The 19,496-nt window shown below is 45.3% G+C and carries 19 protein-coding genes; 15 read left to right on the top strand and 4 right to left on the bottom strand.

The window, feature by feature from the left end; genetic code table 11:
- Window positions 1-427 precede the first annotated feature (427 nt).
- From rodA to NSQ09_RS04035, 3 genes are all read left to right on the top strand, one after another.
- Window positions 428-1,609, top strand: a complete 1,182-nt coding sequence (gene rodA / locus NSQ09_RS04045; protein ID WP_015250943.1) for a cell shape-determining peptidoglycan glycosyltransferase RodA — start codon at window positions 428-430, stop codon at window positions 1,607-1,609.
- Window positions 1,610-1,714: 105 nt separating this feature from the next.
- Window positions 1,715-2,464: an oxygen-insensitive NADPH nitroreductase gene (gene nfsA / locus NSQ09_RS04040; RefSeq protein ID WP_017696211.1), complete on the top strand. Its 750-nt coding sequence runs from the start codon at window positions 1,715-1,717 to the stop codon at window positions 2,462-2,464.
- A 173-nt stretch (window positions 2,465-2,637) separates the two neighbouring features.
- On the top strand, window positions 2,638-3,639 hold the full coding sequence (locus tag NSQ09_RS04035) for an LLM class flavin-dependent oxidoreductase (protein WP_017696212.1): 1,002 nt from the start codon (window positions 2,638-2,640) through the stop codon (window positions 3,637-3,639).
- 37 nt (window positions 3,640-3,676) lie between these two features.
- Here NSQ09_RS04035 and vpr read toward each other — a convergent pair whose 3' ends face one another.
- On the bottom strand, window positions 3,677-6,097 hold the full coding sequence (gene vpr / locus NSQ09_RS04030) for a serine protease Vpr (protein WP_041334562.1): 2,421 nt from the start codon (window positions 6,095-6,097) through the stop codon (window positions 3,677-3,679).
- Between the two features lie 529 nt (window positions 6,098-6,626).
- On the opposite strand from vpr, the gene NSQ09_RS04025 reads away from it, so the two are divergent.
- Window positions 6,627-6,929: a hypothetical protein gene (locus NSQ09_RS04025; protein WP_003222155.1), complete on the top strand. Its 303-nt coding sequence runs from the start codon at window positions 6,627-6,629 to the stop codon at window positions 6,927-6,929.
- A gap of 39 nt (window positions 6,930-6,968) precedes the next feature.
- On the top strand, window positions 6,969-7,799 hold the full coding sequence (gene sacT, locus NSQ09_RS04020) for a sac operon transcriptional antiterminator SacT (protein WP_041334565.1): 831 nt from the start codon (window positions 6,969-6,971) through the stop codon (window positions 7,797-7,799).
- A 38-nt stretch (window positions 7,800-7,837) separates the two neighbouring features.
- Here sacT and NSQ09_RS04015 read toward each other — a convergent pair whose 3' ends face one another.
- On the bottom strand, window positions 7,838-8,608 hold the full coding sequence (locus tag NSQ09_RS04015) for a formate/nitrite transporter family protein (RefSeq protein ID WP_041334568.1): 771 nt from the start codon (window positions 8,606-8,608) through the stop codon (window positions 7,838-7,840).
- A 301-nt stretch (window positions 8,609-8,909) separates the two neighbouring features.
- On the opposite strand from NSQ09_RS04015, the gene scrA reads away from it, so the two are divergent.
- The 3 genes from scrA (at window position 8,910) to NSQ09_RS04000 (ending at window position 12,073) form a co-directional block, all read left to right on the top strand.
- Entirely contained in the window at window positions 8,910-10,295 is a 1,386-nt protein-coding gene (gene scrA, locus NSQ09_RS04010) for a PTS system sucrose transporter subunit IIBC (RefSeq protein ID WP_341030585.1), read from the top strand.
- Window positions 10,292-11,731: a sucrose-6-phosphate hydrolase gene (gene sacA / locus NSQ09_RS04005; protein ID WP_341030584.1), complete on the top strand. Its 1,440-nt coding sequence runs from the start codon at window positions 10,292-10,294 to the stop codon at window positions 11,729-11,731. The genes scrA and sacA overlap by 4 nt, the downstream gene beginning before the upstream one ends.
- Before the next feature lie 93 nt (window positions 11,732-11,824).
- Window positions 11,825-12,073 (top strand): hypothetical protein, encoded by a 249-nt coding sequence (locus NSQ09_RS04000; RefSeq protein ID WP_003243437.1) that lies wholly within the window; start codon window positions 11,825-11,827, stop codon window positions 12,071-12,073.
- A 90-nt stretch (window positions 12,074-12,163) separates the two neighbouring features.
- On the opposite strand, the gene NSQ09_RS03995 is transcribed toward NSQ09_RS04000, so the two are convergent.
- The gene (locus NSQ09_RS03995) at window positions 12,164-12,979 is read right to left on the bottom strand and encodes a bifunctional hydroxymethylpyrimidine kinase/phosphomethylpyrimidine kinase (RefSeq protein WP_014481258.1); all 816 of its coding nucleotides are present in this window, start codon (window positions 12,977-12,979) and stop codon (window positions 12,164-12,166) included.
- A 143-nt stretch (window positions 12,980-13,122) separates the two neighbouring features.
- Between NSQ09_RS03995 and NSQ09_RS03990 the strand changes: the two genes are divergently transcribed.
- The 5 genes from NSQ09_RS03990 (at window position 13,123) to NSQ09_RS03970 (ending at window position 16,257) form a co-directional block, all read left to right on the top strand.
- The gene (locus NSQ09_RS03990; protein ID WP_121591271.1) at window positions 13,123-13,461 is read left to right on the top strand and encodes a PadR family transcriptional regulator; all 339 of its coding nucleotides are present in this window, start codon (window positions 13,123-13,125) and stop codon (window positions 13,459-13,461) included.
- Window positions 13,454-14,089, top strand: a complete 636-nt coding sequence (locus NSQ09_RS03985; RefSeq protein ID WP_121591270.1) for a permease prefix domain 1-containing protein — start codon at window positions 13,454-13,456, stop codon at window positions 14,087-14,089. Before NSQ09_RS03990 ends, NSQ09_RS03985 begins: the two co-directional genes overlap by 8 nt.
- Before the next feature lie 47 nt (window positions 14,090-14,136).
- Entirely contained in the window at window positions 14,137-14,670 is a 534-nt protein-coding gene (locus NSQ09_RS03980; RefSeq protein ID WP_017696217.1) for a hypothetical protein, read from the top strand.
- 89 nt (window positions 14,671-14,759) lie between these two features.
- Window positions 14,760-15,566, top strand: a complete 807-nt coding sequence (locus NSQ09_RS03975) for a glycosyltransferase family 2 protein (RefSeq protein WP_017696218.1) — start codon at window positions 14,760-14,762, stop codon at window positions 15,564-15,566.
- A gap of 13 nt (window positions 15,567-15,579) precedes the next feature.
- The gene (locus NSQ09_RS03970; protein ID WP_003242965.1) at window positions 15,580-16,257 is read left to right on the top strand and encodes a uracil-DNA glycosylase; all 678 of its coding nucleotides are present in this window, start codon (window positions 15,580-15,582) and stop codon (window positions 16,255-16,257) included.
- Window positions 16,258-16,281: 24 nt separating this feature from the next.
- Here the strand turns inward: NSQ09_RS03970 and NSQ09_RS03965 are convergent, their stop codons facing one another.
- A complete protein-coding gene (locus NSQ09_RS03965) occupies window positions 16,282-17,652 on the bottom strand; it encodes an aldehyde dehydrogenase (RefSeq protein ID WP_064627612.1) in 1,371 nt (456 codons plus the stop codon).
- Window positions 17,653-17,819: 167 nt separating this feature from the next.
- Here NSQ09_RS03965 and NSQ09_RS03960 point away from each other — a divergent pair, with 167 nt between their 5' ends.
- Together NSQ09_RS03960 and NSQ09_RS03955 are read left to right on the top strand one after the other, a co-directional pair.
- Window positions 17,820-18,137 carry a YwdI family protein gene (locus tag NSQ09_RS03960; RefSeq protein ID WP_003243806.1) on the top strand — a complete coding sequence of 106 codons (318 nt, stop codon included), beginning with the start codon at window positions 17,820-17,822 and terminating at the stop codon, window positions 18,135-18,137.
- 19 nt (window positions 18,138-18,156) lie between these two features.
- Window positions 18,157-19,479 (top strand): purine/pyrimidine permease, encoded by a 1,323-nt coding sequence (locus NSQ09_RS03955; protein WP_015384975.1) that lies wholly within the window; start codon window positions 18,157-18,159, stop codon window positions 19,477-19,479.
- Window positions 19,480-19,496: the final 17 nt, after the last annotated feature.

Raw genomic sequence — 19,496 nt, 5'->3', positions numbered from 1 at the left:
TTGTGATTGTTTTTTGAACATTCTGTTACAATTATTATACCATGTTTTCCAGAAATTGATACGTGTTTTTGCAGAAATGGACTGGATCTATCGTCTTATTTTTTCGTTTAATGTGCTAGGAGAATGTATGGGCATGGGGCTCTGAATTTTTAGCTGTTTCTTATGAGGTATCACATTATTTGGGAACATAACACATTATCGCATTCGTTTTTTAACAAATTCTTTTGGTATGGCGTTTTTTTCATTTGAAAAGTTTTGTGTCAATCGAAACATTTCGGTTTATGATACGTCATATTTCGTGTAGCTGAAAAAGCACCGCAAATGCTGAAAAAACATAAAAGGAAGCGAGCTTCACGTGTCATCTTGAACGTGGTTCATGTATAATAAACATTAGTGATTTTCCGATGAAAATGTAAGGCGGGATAGAATGAGTCGATATAAGAAACAGCAAAGCCCCTTTTACCAGGGGGATTTGATTTTTATATTTGGTGTGTTTTTTATTATAAGCGTAGTATCAATTTATGCTGCCGGTCAGTTTGGGCAGTATGGGAACACGGATTGGATTCAGCAAATTGTGTTTTATTTTTTGGGGGCTGTTGCCATTACAGTTCTTTTGTACTTTGATTTAGAACAGCTTGAAAAGTTAAGTTTATATATTTTTATCATTGGTATTTTATCTTTGATTATTCTTAAAATCAGTCCCGAGTCTATTGCACCTGTTATTAAAGGGGCAAAAAGTTGGTTTAGGATCGGTAGAATTACAATACAGCCGTCAGAGTTTATGAAGGTTGGTTTGATTATGATGCTTGCTTCAGTTATTGGAAAAGCTAATCCTAAAGGAGTTCGGACGCTTAGGGATGATATCCACTTGTTATTAAAGATTGCGGGTGTCGCAGTTATTCCTGTAGGTCTTATCCTGATGCAGGATGCTGGGACTGCGGGAATATGTATGTTTATCGTTCTTGTAATGGTTTTTATGTCAGGTATAAATTGGAAATTGATTGCGATCATAGCTGGTTCAGGTATCTTACTCATTTCATTAATTTTATTAGTAATGATAAACTTTCCTGACGTTGCTAAATCAGTTGGAATACAGGATTATCAAATTAAGCGGGTCACTTCTTGGGTGTCTGCTTCAAATGAGACACAGGAAGATTCAAATGACAGCTGGCAAGTTGACCAGGCCATCATGGCAATAGGATCTGGTGGTATTTTAGGTAATGGTATTTCTAATTTGAAGGTTTATGTTCCAGAGAGTACGACTGACTTTATCTTTTCTATAATAGGTGAGTCATTTGGCTTTATAGGCTGTGCAATTGTTGTCATCATGTTCTTCTTTTTAATCTACAGGCTTGTTGTTCTGATAGACAAAATACATCCGTTTAACCGTTTCGCTTCTTTCTTTTGCGTTGGCTATACGGCGTTAATTGTGATCCACACATTCCAGAATATCGGAATGAACATCGGCATTATGCCTGTTACCGGGATTCCGCTACTGTTTGTCAGCTATGGGGGAAGCTCGACACTTTCCACGTTAATCGGATTTGGGATTGTATATAATGCAAGTGTGCAGCTGACGAAATACAGAAGTTATCTTTTTAATTCTTAATATGCAGACAGCCTTTACAGAGGCTGTCTTTTTTTGTGCAGAGCATTTCGCTTTTGAGATCACTTTTTTTCGGATATGATAAAAAGTGATAAGGAGGTTTTTGTGATGAATAACACAATCGAAACCATTTTGAATCATCGGTCAATCCGGTCTTTTACTGATCAGCTTTTGACAGCTGAAGAAATTGATACATTAGTGAAAAGTGCGCAGGCTGCGTCTACATCCAGCTATGTGCAGGCATATTCGATTATCGGGGTTTCTGATCCTGAGAAAAAACGTGAGCTGTCCGTGCTTGCTGGGAATCAGCCTTACGTTGAGAAGAACGGACACTTTTTTGTATTTTGTGCGGATTTGTACCGCCATCAAAAACTGGCTGAGGAAAAAGGTGAACATATTTCTGAGCTGCTCGAGAATACAGAAATGTTTATGGTTAGCTTGATTGATGCGGCGCTGGCAGCGCAAAATATGAGCATTGCCGCTGAATCCATGGGGCTTGGCATTTGCTATATCGGCGGCATTCGGAATGAACTGGACAAGGTGACAGAGGTGCTGCAAACGCCTGACCATGTGCTCCCGCTTTTCGGACTGGCAGTAGGCCATCCTGCGAACCTTTCCGGCAAAAAACCGAGATTGCCAAAGCAGGCCGTTTATCATGAGAATACGTATAATGTGAACACAGACGATTTCCGTCATACTATGAATACGTATGACAAAACCATTTCTGATTACTATAGAGAAAGAACAAACGGGCAGCGGGAAGAAACGTGGTCCGATCAAATACTGAACTTTATGAAGCAAAAGCCGCGTACGTATTTAAATGACTACGTGAAAGAAAAGGGCTTTAATAAAAACTAAAGCAAACCTCTCCGTCTGGAGGGGTTTTTATGTTTCACGTGTAACATATTCCGACAAATAGGGACAGGCTTTCACAAATAAATGGCGAATGATAGGGGACACTGATAAGCAGTGTGAGCGGCTTTGGAGAAAAAATAGAAGATCAGTGATACGATGAGGATGAGGTGGTAGGGATGGTTTCATTAAGTATATTAGATCAATCTCCAGTATCAGAGGGCAGCAATGCTGAAACGGCCTTACAGCAAACCGTTGCGCTTGCTCAAGCTGCTGAGGACCTTGGATATAAGAGATTTTGGGTTTCTGAGCATCACTTTTCAAAACGGCTGGCAGGGTCCAGTCCTGAGGTGCTAATCAGTCATATAGCAGCGAAAACAAAGCGAATTCGTGTTGGATCAGGAGGAGTCATGCTGCCGCATTACAGTGCTTATAAAGTAGCTGAAAACTTTCGTGTTCTGGAGGGGCTGACACCAGGAAGAATTGATCTGGGGCTTGGCAGAGCACCGGGGGGAATGCCGATTGCATCATGGGCGCTGAATGACGGCGGAAAGCGCAATGCTGATCAGTATCCGCAGCAAATTAAGGAGCTGACCATGTATTTGCATGATTTGACGGATGACAAACACCGTTTTCCGAATCTGACCGCTGCGCCGCATATTTCAACGGCTCCGGATGTGTGGCTGCTCGGCTCATCTGGAGAAAGCGCGCTGCTTGCAGCTGAATCTGGCGCTGGCTATATGTTTGCCCATTTTATCAATGGAGAGGGCGGAGAGGGTACTGTCAGACAGTATAAGAGACGATTCAAACCGTCTGTGTTAGGAGATACGCCTCGAGCGGCAGTTGCTGTTTTTGTTCTTTGTGCTGACACGGAGGAGAAGGCAGAGGAGCTTGGGGCTGTGCTTGATTTTACACTTTTGGCGGGAGAGCAGGGTATTCCTTTAGAGGGAGTTCCTTCGTATGAAGCTGTTCGGAAAAATACGTATTCTCCTTATGAACAGAGACGAATTGCTGATAATCGAAATCGAATGATTGTCGGTACGAAAGAACAGGTTAAGGAGCGGCTGCTAGCTTTGAGTAAAGCGTATGAAACAGAGGAAATCATGGTGGTGACCATCACGCATCATTTTGAAGATAAGCTCCGATCGTATCGATTATTGCAGGAGGCGTTTGCTGACTGATCTTTAAAAAGCCCTGCCGAATCGGCAGGGCTTTTTCTTATTCAACAGTGAAAGGTTCTTCGGTCAAAACCTGGCTTGACTTGCCTTTGTTCGCGGCATATGCGAGCAAGTAATACTCTCCGGCCGGAAGTTTGGTTCCGCCATTAATCGTGCCGTCCCAGTCAAAGTACTGGTAACCTTTATCTTGGTTTTTATAAATGCCGGCTTGGCCTGCGAAATCAAGGTTGCTGTCATAGACGAGGAACGCCAGCTCTTCCGCTCCCGCAGGAAGGTAGGTTTCAATTTGATAGGTACCTTGTACAGACCCTTCGCTGACAGAGACAGATGTGACTCTCGGATAATCGGGCTCTTTCACAATCAGCAATGTAGGTACCTTAGCGACCGTTTTTCCGCCTTCTCTGACGATAACCGTTCCTTCATAGGTGCCAGCTTTTGTTTTCTTCGTATTGACCTTTACTTTTGCAGTGGCTTTCCCGGTTTGATGTGCCGGAATCACAACACGGCTTGTGCCGGATGTGGAGATGCCGCTGCCATTAAATGAGTATTCCAGTGTGTATGATTTTCTAATGGAAGATTGATTTTCAATCGTAAACGTTTCTTTTTTCGTTTCGTTTCCGTTTTCCTTCAAGAACGTGCCGTATGAATAGCTTCCAGGTGAGACGAGCGAATCTGCTTTGATTGCGTTCATGATTCTTGCGCTGCCTGCGCCTTGAGCGTTATGCGGATATACTTCCCCATCGCTATCCTTTAAAGTGACAGCGGTATTCATGATGGCGGCTTTAATCTGTTCAACGCTCCACTTTGGCTTGGCTTGTTTAATAACGGCAACCGCTCCGGCAATATGAGGCGATGCCATGCTTGTTCCTTGTTTTGATCCGTATCCGTATGGATGGTCAGGATCGTGTGTTGGGATCGTGCTCACGATATTGACCCCTGGCGCGGAAATATCAGGCTTAATCATCCACGTATCCATAACAGGGCCGCGTGATGAGAAATCAGCCACTTGTTCACCGAGCGCTTTTGAGACCGTCAACTTGAATGTTGTTTTTGTCTCACCAGCTTTCAGGGCGCTGACGAGTTTTTCGCCGTCTTCTAATGAAAGCTTAATCGTTGGGACAGACATGCCTGGCACATTGGCTTCAATTTCTCCAGAGAGGTTGTTATACACAACCATGCCGATGGCACCGGCTTTTTTAGCGTTATCCGCTTTATCCACAAATGCAATGCTGCCTCGTTTGACAACGGCGACTTTGCCTGTCAGGTCTTTCCCTTCAAAATCCTTTTCTTCGCCGATTCCCGCTTCGACAAGATCAATTTCTTTGTTATTGAGCGCTTTGACGTCGTCCTCTTTGTTATAGCCCATCACTTTTGCTGAAGAATAGGAGCCGAAAGTGACGGCGTATTCATTGAGCGGCAGCTGAGTCGCACCGACAGAAATCGCTTCTCTTGATGTGCCCGGCGATCCGACTGTCCAGCCGTTCGGTCCGCTGTTGCCGTTTGAGGTAACAGCGACAACGCCTTCTGACATGGCCCAGTCAAGCGCTGTGCTTGTCGCCCAGTCCGGGTTGTTTAAAGAGTTTCCGAGAGACAGGTTCATCACATCTGCTCCGTCCTGCACTGCACGTTCCACACCGGCGATGACGTTTTCCGTTGTGCCGCTTCCGCCAGGTCCTAACACACGATAAGCAAGAAGTGTGGCATCAGGCGCTACGCCTTTAATTGTTCCGTTTGCAGCCACAGTTCCGGCTACGTGTGTGCCGTGGTCAGTCGCTCCGCCCCTCGGATCGCCTGTTGGTGTTTCTTTTGGATCGTAATCATTGTCCACAAAATCGTATCCTTTATATTGTCCAAAGTTTTTCTTCAGATCTGGGTGATTGTATTCAACCCCAGTGTCAATAATCGCCACCTTGATGCCTTTTCCTGTGTAGCCTAAATCCCATGCATCGTTTGCTCCGATATAAGGCGCACTGTCATCCATTTGCGGAGATACGGCGTCTTCGGAGATTGTGACGTCTTTATCCTTCATATTGTCTGTTTTATATGTGACGTTCGGGTACACTGCCTTAACGTCTTTTACCGCGAGAAGTTTTGGAATCTCATTAGCTGGAAGCTTCATAGAGAAGCCTGAGAATACCTGCTCATATTCCCGGTTTACTTTTCCGTTTTTCACCGCTTTGATTGCTTTGTTTTTTGCTTTTGTGTGAGCGGTTTTCAGCTTGCTTTTCGATTGGCTTTCTCCCGCTTCCTTCGCTTCTGCCAAGGATTTTTCTTTTAATTCCACTATAACGGTTGTTTTTTTGCTTGTCGTCATGTCGATATCACCGAATACCTCGGCTTTTTCCAGATCAGCCGACGTTTTTGAAGAAGCCGGAGCTGCCTGGATGCCCGTAATACCTGTGGATAAGGCAAAAAATAAGACGAAACTTACAAGCAGAAAGCGAATGATCCCCTTTTTCAATGTGTTTCCCCCTTTGTATTTAGAAAAAATGTGAAAGATCTAGTATATATTTCTTGAAAATTCAAAAAAATCCTTGTGTCATTTGGACCATTTATTGAATTTTGTTTGTGTATAACGAAGGAGTTACACACAGAACCCTGTGTATAAGTGAATAAACCTGTGTATATATATAGTTGGGAATATACGTTCGTATACAAAATATAGATAGAGTTTGTGGACATGTGGATATCTCTTGTGATTAAGTTGTTCTTATCTTTGGGATAACTTGTGTATAAAGTTTTCAAAGCGGTTCTCCAATTTTCATTTCAATTCTTTCAGCTTTCAACAAAACTTCTAAAAACTAGTTGGTTTTTTCACTCATATTGTGACAAAGAATTCTCTTTCCACGGTCTATCATAGAGTCATGAGTTTTGCTAGAGCCGCTAGTTTGCGAGAAAAGAAATCGGCCGTCTTTTCTTGCGGGCTGCGGCTGAGAAAACGGGCTGCTAAAAAGGCTGCCTGCCAAAAAGAAGCGGAGGGATGTTTTTCTATGAAACGTTTGCTTGTATCTTTACGGGTGTGGATGGTCTTTTTGATGAACTGGGTGACGCCGGACAGAAAAACTGCGGCTGCCGCGGTCTATTCGGCTCAGCGTACATACCAAAGAAAGGCGGCAGTGCAGGCCGCGGGACTTGTTTCGTTTTATGAATGGCGGATGGCTGTGAATGAGGAAGAAAAGCAGAAAGCGAAAGCCGCCGCGCTTTATAAAAGAAGATGTTTGCAAGCCTTCAAGGAATCGCCAAAGCAGGAGAGAGCGGGCCCGCATCTTTACATGGCGGTCAAAAGGAGGTAAAATCCCAGTCAAAAGCAAATTGGCGGGAGAGATAACCTCTTGAAAATCTATAAAGTATTAAACAACAATGCGGCTTTAATAAAAGAGGATGATCAGGAAAAAATCGTGATGGGGCCGGGAATCGCTTTTCAAAAAAAGAAAAATGATCTCATCCCTATGAATAAAGTGGAAAAGATCTTTGTCGTGCGCGACGAGAATGAAAAGTTCAAACAAATCCTGCAAACACTGCCGGAGGAGCATATAGAAATAGCTGAGGATATCATCAGCTATGCGGAAGGAGAGCTCGCGGCGCCGCTGAGCGATCACATTCATATCGCGCTTTCCGACCATTTGTCCTTTGCGATCGAGAGGATTCAAAATGGGCTGCTTGTGCAGAATAAATTGCTGCATGAGATAAAGGCGCTCTATAAAAAAGAATACGAGATCGGCCTGTGGGCGATCGGACATGTAAAAGAGACATTGGACGTGTCTCTGCCTGAAGATGAAGCGGGTTATATTGCCCTTCACATCCATACGGCGAAGATGGATGCGGAGAGCATGTATTCGGCGCTGAAGCATACGACCATGATCAAAGAAATGATAGAGAAAATAGAACAATACTTTAATCGAAAGGTGGATGAAAACAGCATTTCCTATCAACGCCTAGTCACGCATTTGCGATACGCGGTCAGCCGGTTGGAATCAAATGAAGCGCTCCATCGTATGGACGAGGAGATGCTTTATTTCATCCAAAAAAAGTATTCATTCTCCTATCAATGTGCGCTGGAGCTGGCGGAGTTTTTGAAAAATGAATATCAATTACATTTGCCGGAATCCGAGGCCGGCTATATCACGCTGCATGTCCAGCGTCTTCAAGATCTCTCGGAATAACCGCTTTGACTTGCAGGGAGTGATCTCTGGAAGTTTTTTTATTGATCAGGATTCAGTGTGTAGTACATCCAGCCCATCATAACTATTCCCGCGGTCAGATTGCCGAGCGTAACGGGGATTAAGTTTCTGACTGCTCCCATCAGTGTCACTGTATCAGGGTGCTCGATCAAAAGCGAGATGGCGAAAGTGCACATATTGGCAATGCTGTGTTCAAAGCCTGAAATAAAGAAGCAGAAAACGAAAAGCATCATGGTAAAAAGCTTTGCTCCTTCACCTTTGAGAGACATTGGAATGAAAAAGGCGAGGCACACAAGCCAATTGCACAGCATTCCTCTGAAAAACAATTCGGAAGCCGGCGGCTCCATTTTGTGTTCTGCCAAATGAATCAAAAAGGAATGAACAGAAGGCTCCTCAAAAAGTCCCGTCGCGCTGATCAGGATGGCAAACAGAATGGCGCCGATTAAATTGCCGGCATAGCTTGACATCCACAAGTACAGGTTGTCGCGCCAGCTGAGTTTTTTCCGTAGCGCGGTATAGGTGAAATAAAAGGTGTTGCCGGTAAATAAATCTCCGCCTCCGTAAGCAATCAGCAGAATAGCGGCCCCGAAAGTGACAGCGGCTGCCGGAAAGGCAAACGGAGAATCAGCCATAAAGAAATAGCTGCCGGTTTTACTTGCGGCTGTAATGCCAAAACCAATAAACATACTGGCCAATATGGACCGAAGCACATAACGGATTTTGCTTGAAGCGAATATGTTTTGTTTTTTCAAAGCGTACTGTTCAACCTTTTGCAATGCTTGAGTTTCCATTGTCTTTTCCTGCTTTCTTTCATGATTGAGCATAGTATAGCATGATATTGTGAAGTATTTCACAATTAATTTTTACGAATTTTTGTCTACATGTTTTATCAAACTATTTAACTAAAAAAATAGTTGACGAAAACGCTGTCATAATTTATGATGAAAGCGTATTCTTAATCTGAATAAGCGGGATTGTGACTGGTAAAGCAGGCAAGACCTAAAATTTGCGTAAATGAAAAAGGATCGCTGTATCCTTTATTCGTTGGCGAATTTTAGGTCTTTTTTGTTTAAATAAAAGGGGGAGAAATAGATGGATTACAAAGAGACTGCAAAACGCCTTATTGAGCTTCTCGGAGGGAAAGAAAATATTATCAGCGCGGCTCATTGTGCAACAAGACTGCGTTTAGTGATGAAAGATGAATCAAAGATAGATCAAGCACAAGTAGAAGAGCTTGATGGCGTCAAAGGGGCTTTCAGCAGCTCTGGCCAGTACCAGATCATTTTCGGAACAGGTCTTGTGAATAAAGTATTCGATGCTTTTTCTAAAGAAGCTGATATTGAGCGTGAGGAACACGTCAATCATCAGGATGCGGCAAAAGAAAAGCTGAATCCCGCTGCGAGATTTGCGAAAACGCTTTCTAATATTTTTGTCCCAATTATCCCGGCTATTGTGGCCAGCGGCCTGTTAATGGGATTGCTGGGTATGATCAATGCGTTTCATTGGATGAGCAAGGATTCTGCGCTTTTGCAGCTGCTTGATATGTTTTCAAGTGCAGCATTCATTTTCTTGCCGATTCTAATCGGGGTCAGCGCTTCAAAAGAGTTTGGCAGCAATCCATACTTGGGAGCGGTCATCGGGGGAATCATGATTCATCCGTCTCTTTTAAATCCATGGGGATTGGCGGAAGCGACACCTGATTATATGCATCTTTTCGGATTTGATATCGCGCTTCTAGGCTATCAGGGAACTGTTATCCCTGTCCTGCTTGCGGTGTATGTGATGAGCAAGGTAGAGAAATGGACGAGAAAAGTGGTTCCACATGCGGTGGATTTGCTTGTTACACCATTTGTTACTGTGATTGTCACCGGGTTTGTTGCTTTTATCGCGATTGGCCCTCTGGGCAGAGCGCTTGGCTCCGGCATTACGGTTGCTTTAACTTATGTATATGACCATGCCGGTTTTGTTGCGGGTCTGATTTTCGGGGGCACGTATTCACTTATCGTGCTGACAGGCGTTCATCACAGCTTCCATGCGATTGAGGCAGGGCTAATTGCAGATATAGGCAAAAACTACTTGCTGCCGATCTGGTCAATGGCGAATGTCGCACAGGGCGGGGCAGGTCTTGCCGTCTTCTTTATGGCGAAAAAGGCAAAGACAAAAGAAATCGCGCTTCCGGCAGCATTTTCCGCTTTTCTCGGCATTACTGAGCCCATCATATTCGGAGTCAATCTTCGCTACCGAAAACCGTTTATCGCCGCGATGATCGGAGGCGCATTGGGTGGGGCATATGTCGTCTTTACACATGTAGCTGCAAACGCTTACGGGTTAACGGGTATTCCGATGATCGCCATTGCGGCTCCGTTTGGCTTCAGCAACTTGATTCACTATCTGATTGGCATGGCGATTGCGGCAGTGTCAGCGTTCATTGCAGCATTTGTCATGAAGATTAATGAGGATGAGGAGAGGAAAAAATGACAGCACATGATCAGGAGCTTCGTCGCCGGGCTTATGAAGAAGTGGAGAAAAAAGAGCCCATCGCTGACAGCGATCCGCACCGCCAGCATTTTCATATCATGCCGCCGGTTGGGCTGCTGAATGACCCGAATGGCCTGATTTATTGGAAGGGCAGCTATCATGTATTCTTTCAGTGGCAGCCGTTTCAGACGGGGCACGGCGCAAAATTTTGGGGGCATTATACGACACAGGATGTTGTGAATTGGAAGCGGGAAGAGATTGCGCTGGCTCCGAGTGATTGGTTTGATAAAAACGGCTGCTACTCGGGCAGCGCTGTCACGAAAGACGATCGGCTCTATCTGTTTTACACAGGAAATGTCAGGGATCAGGATGGAAACCGGGAAACGTATCAATGCCTTGCTGTTTCTGACGACGGGCTGTCCTTTGAGAAAAAGGGTGTCGTCGCCCGCCTTCCGGAAGGATATACGGCGCATTTTCGCGATCCGAAGGTATGGGAGCATGAAGGCACATGGTATATGGTGATTGGTGCGCAGACAGAGAATTTGAAAGGGCAGGCTGTATTGTTTGCTTCTGATAACCTGACAGAGTGGAGATTTCTTGGCCCGATAACCGGCGCGGGCTTCAACTGGCTGGACGATTTTGGATACATGTGGGAATGCCCTGATTTGTTTTCCCTTCAAGGATCGGATGTGCTGATTGTTTCGCCTCAAGGGCTTGAGGCTGACGGTTTCCGTTATCATAACGTATATCAATCAGGTTATTTTGTCGGCCGTCTTGATTATAACAAGCCTGAACTGAAGCATGGTGAATTTATGGAGCTTGATCAAGGTTTTGATTTTTACGCGCCGCAAACACTTGAAGACGATCAGGGAAGGCGGATTTTGTTTGCATGGATGGCGGTGCCTGATCAGGATGAAGGGTCCCATCCGACGATTGACTATCACTGGATTCACTGCATGACGCTGCCGAGACAGCTGACGCTTTCAGGAGAGAAGCTGATTCAGCAGCCGCTGCCTGAGCTAAAAGCCATGCGCAGAAATGAGAAAAAAATACACATCAATATGCATGGATCATCTGGTACGCTTCCAGTGGAAAAACCTGAAAGAGCTGAGATTCTGCTGGAAGACATTCATACGGAGTCTGGCTTTTCAATCAGTATCCGCGGAACGGCTACGTTTTCCTTCCAAAAAGACGAGGGGATTGTTACGCTGGAACGAAAGAGCTTTGACGGAAAAAGAACAGAAGCGAGACATTGCCACATCAAGGATTTGCATACCGTGCACATGTTTCTCGACGCGTCATCTGTGGAAATCTTTATCAATAACGGAGAAGAGGTCTTTAGTGCGAGATATTTTCCTTTCCCGGGAAATCATGAAGTAACAGCCAGTTCGACCGGGAAATCTGAAATGAATGTCGGAATTTGGACACTTATGTAGAAAATCCTTCTATTTTCTTATGTGAAATCTGAGCCATCTGTGCTATTCTTCAACGATAACCTACTATTTTTTTCTGTAAAAGGAGTTGTTTTCTTGAATATACATGAACAGAAGATAACACCGGAATGTTTGGAAAAGGCTGCTAACCAAGTTGAAGATAAGCGGGAAGAATATAAGGATGTGCTGCTTCAGCTGAAAAAAATGCTTGGCGGAACAACGCCGCACAGTGAAACGGCGGAAATTCTCACGCGGGCATATGAACAAATGAAGGAATATGCACTTTTTGTTCAGTCGATAGAAACATTTTTGAGGAAATCTGCAAACAATTTAAAAATCAAATAAACAGGCTGCCGATGGGATCGGCAGTTTTTTCTGTGAAAAGTCTTCGGTGATTTAAAAAGGGCTGCCTCTCTGTAAGGCAGCCCCTTTTGTTTATGATTGTTGATTCAGGCGCAGTGCAGAATGCTTCGTAGGACCAACATACTGGTTTAGCGGGAAGGATTCTTTAATGGCCGCTGTGATGAATTCTTTCGCTGCGTAAATGGCTTCTTTGACTTCCGCACCTTTGGCAAGCTCCGCTGTCACGGCTGCTGAGAATGTACAGCCTGCGCCATGTGTATAAGGCGTATCGATCATTTCGCTTTCAAGGACTTCCGCTGTTTCTCCGTCATAGAGAACATCAACGGCTTTCTCATGTTTGAGTTTGCCTCCGCCTGTAATGACGACATATTGAGCGCCGAGTGCGTGAATTTTTTTCGCGGCTTCGATCATATCGTCAACTGTTTTTAGTTCATCCATGCCGCTGAGCTGGCTGGCTTCAAACAAGTTTGGCGTAATGACAGTGGCTAGCGGAGCCAATTGCTCACGCAGGGCTTGGGCGTGCTCCGGATAAAGGACTTCATTAGCACCTTTGCAAACCATAACCGGGTCAATTACCACATTTTTTAATTGTTTTTCTTTGATCGTTTTTGCCGCAAGCTCGATAATATCAACGGTTGGCAGCATTCCTGTTTTCATGGCGTCCACACCGATGCCGTCCGTAATTGTTGCAAGCTGGGCGCGGATTGTATCAGTATCGATCGGGAATACCTGATGGTCCCAGCTGTTGTTTGGGTCCATCGCAACGATCACCGTTAAGGCGGTCATCCCGTATACGTTTTTTTCTTGAAATGTTTTTAAATCAGCTTGAATCCCAGCACCGCCGCTGGAATCTGAGCCGGCAATGGTGAGTGCTTTATTCATAGACATGTCTTGAACCTCCATCGTGTTTTGTCTTTCATTATAGTTAGGTTTTCTCTGTATCACAATATAGAAGATCTATAGGAATCATTTGACAATCTCAAGGTGCTTTCGTAAAATGCTACATAAGAAAACTAGGTAGGGGTTTTGAGATGTTAAATCGTGAGCTGGTTAAGGGAAGCACGGTTATATTGGTATTGACGCTTCTGAACGAGCGGCCGATGTACGGCTATGAGCTTGTAAAAGAAATGGGAAGCCGCAGCGGAAACGAACTGCAGATGAAAGAAGGGACCTTGTATCCTTCTCTTCACAAGCTTGAACGCCAAGGGTATATTTCTTCCTACTGGGAGAAGCAGGAGAAAGGACCGGACCGCAAATATTACCGGATTACAGACGAGGGCAAAGAAGTGCTGGCGGAACGCACGAAGGAATGGAGCGTATTTTCAGCCATGATGGACCGAATACTGAAGTGGAGCGGACAAAATGAATAAAGAAACATATGTATCCGAAATCAAAAGCGGGCTTAAAGGGCTTCCTGAGGGTGAGGCGATGATAGAAGAGATTGAGAGCCATATTGAACATCATCTGTTTTGCTCTTTTCAGGAAGGAAAGAGTGAGGAGGAAGCTATGCAGACTTTATTGCAGGCGTTTGGAACACCAACTGACATTGTTTCTTCGTTTAAGAAAATACAGCCAGTAACGTTCCGTGCGTTTTTGATGTTCCATCTTTTCTGTAACAGTGCCCTATTCGCTGTCGGCATTGCGATTACAATAATGCATGTATGGCTTGAATCACCGTTTGTTCAAGCAGTATGGAAAGGCATTTCTGTTTCTGTTTGGCTGATCTTAGCTGCATATATGATCTACTGGGTGCTGATTGGGTATCAAGGCGTGAAGGAGTTTGGAAAACGCGGAGAAAAGCTTGTTCTACATACGATTCTGATCTCAATGGTGCCAAACGTCATTTTTATGCTTGTTTTTCTATTCAATGTAATTCCTGCTGCGCTGTTTCAATCCTTGTTGACACCTTGGTTTGTTGGAACTTGTGCTTTTGCAACGCTGTTATTTCCGTTATTTGGCCGAATGGGCTGTTATATTGGCAGGCGTCAGCTTGTCTGATTTTTTAGGTATATACATAGAATTTCTATGTAAAGGAGGTGTATGTCGTGAGGATTAGCTCTTGTTTATATGGTTTTGTAGCTCATGGGGCAGTTTTTTTGTTTACTGGTGGCTGCATGCTCTTGGCTATGGCAGCCAGCTTGCCTTTTGTTTTTCTGCTTGATCGGCTGCCTGATGTCGTCTTTACAGCAGGTGCCATTCTTACGCTGCTATGTTCATATGCTTATGTCTGGTTTTGGGCGGTCCGATTTGCATATAACCAGAAAATGCGCCTGTTTGAGGTTCAATTGGGGTCCTTTGTGTTGCTGGCCCTCATGATATCTTTGTTTTTATTGGATGGATCTAGTATGAAAGACATCATGATGAATTGGGACGATGCAGGCTGTGCTTTTGTGCCGCCGGCTTTTACATTTTTGTGTCTTTCTTATGCACTGGTGCTGCTGCCGGTCTATCAATCTAAGCTGTGGCGTCTTATCCTTCCGAATGGCGTCCGCCTGAAAGATCTCTTTCATGTCTTTGGAGATCTGATGCTGATCATGGTGCTTCTGATCGGAGCCACTTTGCTGTTTCTATCATTGTAGTATGCCGTTTCAGTAGGATATTCCCACTGATCTCCCGTCCAATATATGTTTTAATAGTACATGACTATGAAAATGAGAAGGAGAGCATCATGAAGATTTCTATCGTAATTGTGACCTATAATCGGATTCCAGCTTTGTGTGAGCTTCTGGAGTCGATTTCCCGCCAGACCTTGAAGCCGTATGAAATTATTATTGTGAATGATGCCGGGGAATCGGTCGTGCCGGTCAAAGCACTGTATCCGGAGCTGCCGATTGCTGTCATCAATTTAGAAAAGAACTCGGGGCATGTGGCTGCGAGAAATGCCGGTGTAAAAGAGGCGTCTGGCGATTGCATTATGCTGTGTGATGACGATGATTTCTTTACGCCAGGGCATGTCGAGAAAATGGCAAAGGAAATAGAAACGGCAGACTTCGTTCATTCTGATGCGGAAATAGTTTCGTTTGAAGAGAAGAACGGAACAAGATATCCAGTGTCACGGAAATTGTTTGCTTATACCGCTGACTATGAGGATATGAGAGTGTTTTCTACATACGTGCCGTCGGGCAGCATGTACAGACGTTTTCTGCATGATGAAATCGGGTATTTCGATGCTGATGTGCACAATTACTGGGATTGGGATTTTTATCTGCGCGCAGCCAAGGATTACCGGGTGAAGCGTGTCCCTTGCGCCAGTGTGATTTATGCCTTCAGTGACGCGGGAGACAATCAGTCTGCGGACCTTGGCGCCAAGCGGAAGCAATATTTGGATCGTTTAAGTGAAAAGCACGGACTCGGGGAGCTGCCGACGAAAAACTTTGCCGTCCTGCTTGAAGAGCCTGAGATGAAGAGGCGGGAAGCAAAAAGTGAAATGGTTTGGGATGGCGAGCCTGTCTATTCCAGACTTCATCGTTCGTAAGGGGGCCTGAATCTTGAAACAGCTTTTACAAGACAGCTGGTGGAATCAGCTAAAGGAAGAGTTTGAGAAACCGTATTATCAAGAGCTCAGAGAAATGCTGAAGCGGGAATACGCGGAGCAAACGATTTATCCGGACAGCCGGGATATTTTCAATGCGCTGCATTATACATCATATGATGATGTCAAGGTCGTCATTCTGGGACAAGATCCGTATCACGGGCCGGGACAGGCTCAAGGTTTAAGCTTCTCTGTCAAGCCCGGTGTAAAGCAGCCGCCTTCGTTAAAAAATATTTTTCTTGAGCTGCAGCAGGACATCGGGTGCAGCATCCCGAATCACGGGTCGCTTGTGAGCTGGGCAAAGCAAGGCGTTCTTTTGCTGAATACTGTGCTGACAGTAAGGCGCGGACAGGCGAATTCCCATAAGGGAAAAGGCTGGGAGCGACTGACGGACCGAATTATTGACGTGCTGAGTGAAAGGGAGCGGCCGGTTATCTTTATTTTGTGGGGACGGCATGCTCAAATGAAAAAAGAACGGATCGACACGTCCAAGCATTTTATCATTGAATCGACGCATCCCAGCCCGTTTTCGGCGAGAAACGGATTTTTCGGGAGCAGACCGTTTTCCCGGGCGAATGCCTATTTGGAGAAAATGGGAGAGGCGCCGATTGATTGGTGTATTAAGGATTTGTAAAAAGCGCAGGTTATCTGCGCTTTTTTATTTGAGTATTTTTCGAATCATTCGCAGCCCGTTTTTGGAGGAAGGATAACGAAATGCGAAGTCGAAGCGGTTCGTTTGTTTGACGACGCTTTTTTTGTGCGTGAATGTGTTAAAACTGTCAAACCCGTGATAGCTGCCGATGCCGCTTTCCCCGACGCCGCCGAATGGCAAATACGGCGTCGCCACATGCATTAACGTATCATTGACACAGCCCCCGCCAAACGACAGATTTCCTAAAACAGCGCGCTCAATTTCTTTGTTTGTGGTGAAGAGATACAGGGCGAGCGGCTTAGGGCGCGATTGGACTTTTTCAATGACTTCCCCGATATTGCGGTATGTAAAGAGCGGAAGAATCGGCCCGAAAATCTCCTCCTGCATCACTGGAGAGTCATCCCTCACTTGTTCGAGAATGGTCGGCGCAATTTTGTGATGATTGGGATCAGATTGTCCGCCTGTGAGTGGGATGCCGTCATTCAGAAAGCTGAGCAGCCGCTGATAGTGCCGTTCACTGACGATTTTGCCGTACTGCGGATTCCGTTCAGGCTTAGGGCCGTAAAATTCTCTGATCGCACGCTTCATTTCTTCTGTGAGCTTCGTTTTGATGTCCTCGTGTACAAATAAATAATCCGGTGCGATGCAGGTTTGTCCCGCATTTGTAAATTTCCCGAAGACGATGCGTTTGGCGGCAAGCTGAATGTCAGCATCTTTATGGACGATGCAGGGGCTTTTGCCGCCGAGCTCCAAGGTTACGGGAATTAATTGTTTGGCGGCGGCCTCCATGACGACTTTTCCCACGGATACGCTGCCGGTAAAGAAAATGTAGTCAAAGGGCTGCTGTAATAATGCTGTGCTGACATCGGGCCCGCCTTCTGCCATAGCGACATAATCAGTTGGAAAAACGCTGCTGATGAGTTTGGAAAGAATAGCAGAAACAGCCGGCGTATATTCCGATGGCTTGAGAACGACCGTGTTCCCCGCCGCAATGGCTCCAATCAACGGAGAAAGCGCCAGCTGCAAGGGATAGTTCCAAGGCGCAATCACCAAAACGGTTCCATACGGCTCAGGGATGATGATGCTTTTGGAGCCTAGATGAGTCAGAGGCGTTTTGACTCGTTTCGGCTTGGACCATTTTCTCAGCCGTTTCATGACAAAGCTGATTTCCTCCAAGACGATTCCGATTTCTGTTGAGTATGCTTCTTGCTCGGATTTATGGAGATCCTGGTAGAGAGCGGCTATGAGATCGGCTTCATGAGTTCTGACGGCTTGTTTCAGCTTCCGCAAAATGTTCAGTCTCGATTCAAGCGGTCTCGTATGTCCCGCCGCAAAATAGGCTTTATGCTTGCTGATGATAGAGGGGATGCTGTTCATTCCGTTTCTCCTTTTTGTAAGGTATGGTGATTTATTATGTGAAAAATCTCTTCTGCTTGTCAATCGTGAAAGGTTTGTCAGAAAAAATAACAAACTCATATCTGCGTTTACAGCAGGAATTTGATAAAATGCAGGAAGACAACATTTATTTTTTTGGAGGGTGCTTCATGAACATTCATATATCTGCTTTGATTCAAAAGATGGAAGAAGAGCTGAAAAAAGCAAAAACGGCTGAACGGGATGAGGAGCTGAAGCGTTATGTAGCGGTTGTCCGTTCTCTGTGTGATGTCGTGCTTGATCAGCCGGAGAACGCGAGCGCGCCCCGCATACAGCCGAGCGTTACGCCAAGTCCCGCCGCGCCGCCATCGACAGACCAGCTGATGATGGAAAAAATGATGGGGAGCGCGGGATTAAACAAATATCGAAAGCAAGAAAAAGAGAAGCAGGAAGAGGATGGAAACGGAGAGTCTTTATTTGATTTTTAAAGAGAGAGGTTGAGCTTACGTGAAATTGGTTCTTGGCGCGCTGCAATGGACAGCGTTTATTATTGCTGCGGCGATTGTTGTTCCGGTGGCGGTTGCCCAGTCGTTTCATCTGGATCACTCAGATTCTGCGAGATTGATTCAAAGCACTTTTTTTGTACTGGGAATTGCCGCCGTCATTCAGTGTTTGAAAGGCCACAGACTGCCGATCAATGAAAGCCCAGCCGGCTTGTGGTGGGGAGTGTATACGATTTACGCAGGGCTGACGGGAACTGTGTTTGCGACATATGGAGACACACTGCGGGGTTTGCAGGGAGCTCTTCTTGTAAGCGCTGTATGTTTCTTTTTGTTAAGTGTTTTCAAGGTCATTGACAGACTTGCAAAATTGTTTACTCCGGTTGTAACGGGCGTCTATTTATTGCTTCTTGTCATGCAGCTGAGTCAGCCCATTATAAAAGGAATTCTCGGAATCGGTTATCGACAGGACGGGGTGGACGGTCTTGTATTTGGCCTGGCGCTTGTTGTGATCGCTGCCGCTTTTATAATGACAAATTCGAACATCATGTTTTTTAAGCAATATTCTATTTTATTAGCCTTGTTCGGCGGGTGGGTGCTGTTTGCGGCTGCCGGAGCCGCAAAGCCGATTGAAATGCCGGACCGGCTGTTTCAGCTGCCTTCTCTGTTTCCTTTTGGGACCCCGTTATTTAACAGCGGCCTGATCATCACTTCTATTTTTATTACCATCTTGCTGATCGTGAATATGCTGGCGAGCATGAAGGTCGTGGACATCGCCGTGAAAAAATTCAGCAAACAGCCTGATGGAAAGCATCATGAACGCCATGCCGGTTTTGCCGCTTCATTCAGCCATCTGCTTAGCGGTTTGACGGGAGCCATTGCGCCTGTTCCGATTTCGGGAGCCGCAGGTTTTATTGAAACGACCAAAATGCCTTCTAAAAAACCGTTTATGCTCGGCAGTATTCTGGTTATCGTGATCAGCGTGATCCCGTTTTTTATGAATACGTTTGCGAGCCTGCCGTCACCCGTTGGATTTGCGGTGAATTTTGTTGTGTTCTCCGCAATGGGCGGTCTGGCCTTTGCCGAATTTGATTCATATGAGAAAGAAGAATCAAAAAGGGTGAGGTCTATCATCGGCATCTCGCTGCTCACAGGGGTCGGTATCATGTTTGTTCCTGAAACTGCGTTAAAGGGATTGCATCCGGTATTTATTTCTCTATTAAGCAACGGCCTCGTATTAGGGACGCTTGCTGCAATAGCGGCTGACCAGTTCCAGCTTTGGCGCAGGAGAAAATCCGACAATCTCGTGTCAACGGAGAACAAACATTGAATTTTGGTGCAGGTGCG

Source organism: Bacillus sp. FSL W8-1202 (genome assembly GCF_038006165.1).
Taxonomy (GTDB): Bacteria; Bacillota; Bacilli; order Bacillales; family Bacillaceae; genus Bacillus; species Bacillus subtilis.
This window is presented reverse-complemented; position numbering and strand designations above follow the sequence as displayed.

Bases quoted from the DNA above. Each gene is read 5' to 3' on its own strand.
- rodA (WP_015250943.1), top strand. From the start codon at position 428: ATGAGTCGATATAAGAAACAGCAAAGCCCCTTTTACCAGGGGGATTTG.
- nfsA (WP_017696211.1), top strand. From the start codon at position 1,715: ATGAATAACACAATCGAAACCATTTTGAATCATCGGTCAATCCGGTCT.
- NSQ09_RS04035 (WP_017696212.1), top strand. From the start codon at position 2,638: ATGGTTTCATTAAGTATATTAGATCAATCTCCAGTATCAGAGGGCAGC.
- NSQ09_RS04025 (WP_003222155.1), top strand. From the start codon at position 6,627: ATGAAACGTTTGCTTGTATCTTTACGGGTGTGGATGGTCTTTTTGATG.
- NSQ09_RS04015 (WP_041334568.1), bottom strand. From the start codon at position 8,608: ATGGAAACTCAAGCATTGCAAAAGGTTGAACAGTACGCTTTGAAAAAA.
- scrA (WP_341030585.1), top strand. From the start codon at position 8,910: ATGGATTACAAAGAGACTGCAAAACGCCTTATTGAGCTTCTCGGAGGG.
- sacA (WP_341030584.1), top strand. From the start codon at position 10,292: ATGACAGCACATGATCAGGAGCTTCGTCGCCGGGCTTATGAAGAAGTG.
- NSQ09_RS03995 (WP_014481258.1), bottom strand. From the start codon at position 12,979: ATGTCTATGAATAAAGCACTCACCATTGCCGGCTCAGATTCCAGCGGC.
- NSQ09_RS03990 (WP_121591271.1), top strand. From the start codon at position 13,123: ATGTTAAATCGTGAGCTGGTTAAGGGAAGCACGGTTATATTGGTATTG.
- NSQ09_RS03985 (WP_121591270.1), top strand. From the start codon at position 13,454: ATGAATAAAGAAACATATGTATCCGAAATCAAAAGCGGGCTTAAAGGG.
- NSQ09_RS03975 (WP_017696218.1), top strand. From the start codon at position 14,760: ATGAAGATTTCTATCGTAATTGTGACCTATAATCGGATTCCAGCTTTG.
- NSQ09_RS03965 (WP_064627612.1), bottom strand. From the start codon at position 17,652: ATGAACAGCATCCCCTCTATCATCAGCAAGCATAAAGCCTATTTTGCG.
- NSQ09_RS03960 (WP_003243806.1), top strand. From the start codon at position 17,820: ATGAACATTCATATATCTGCTTTGATTCAAAAGATGGAAGAAGAGCTG.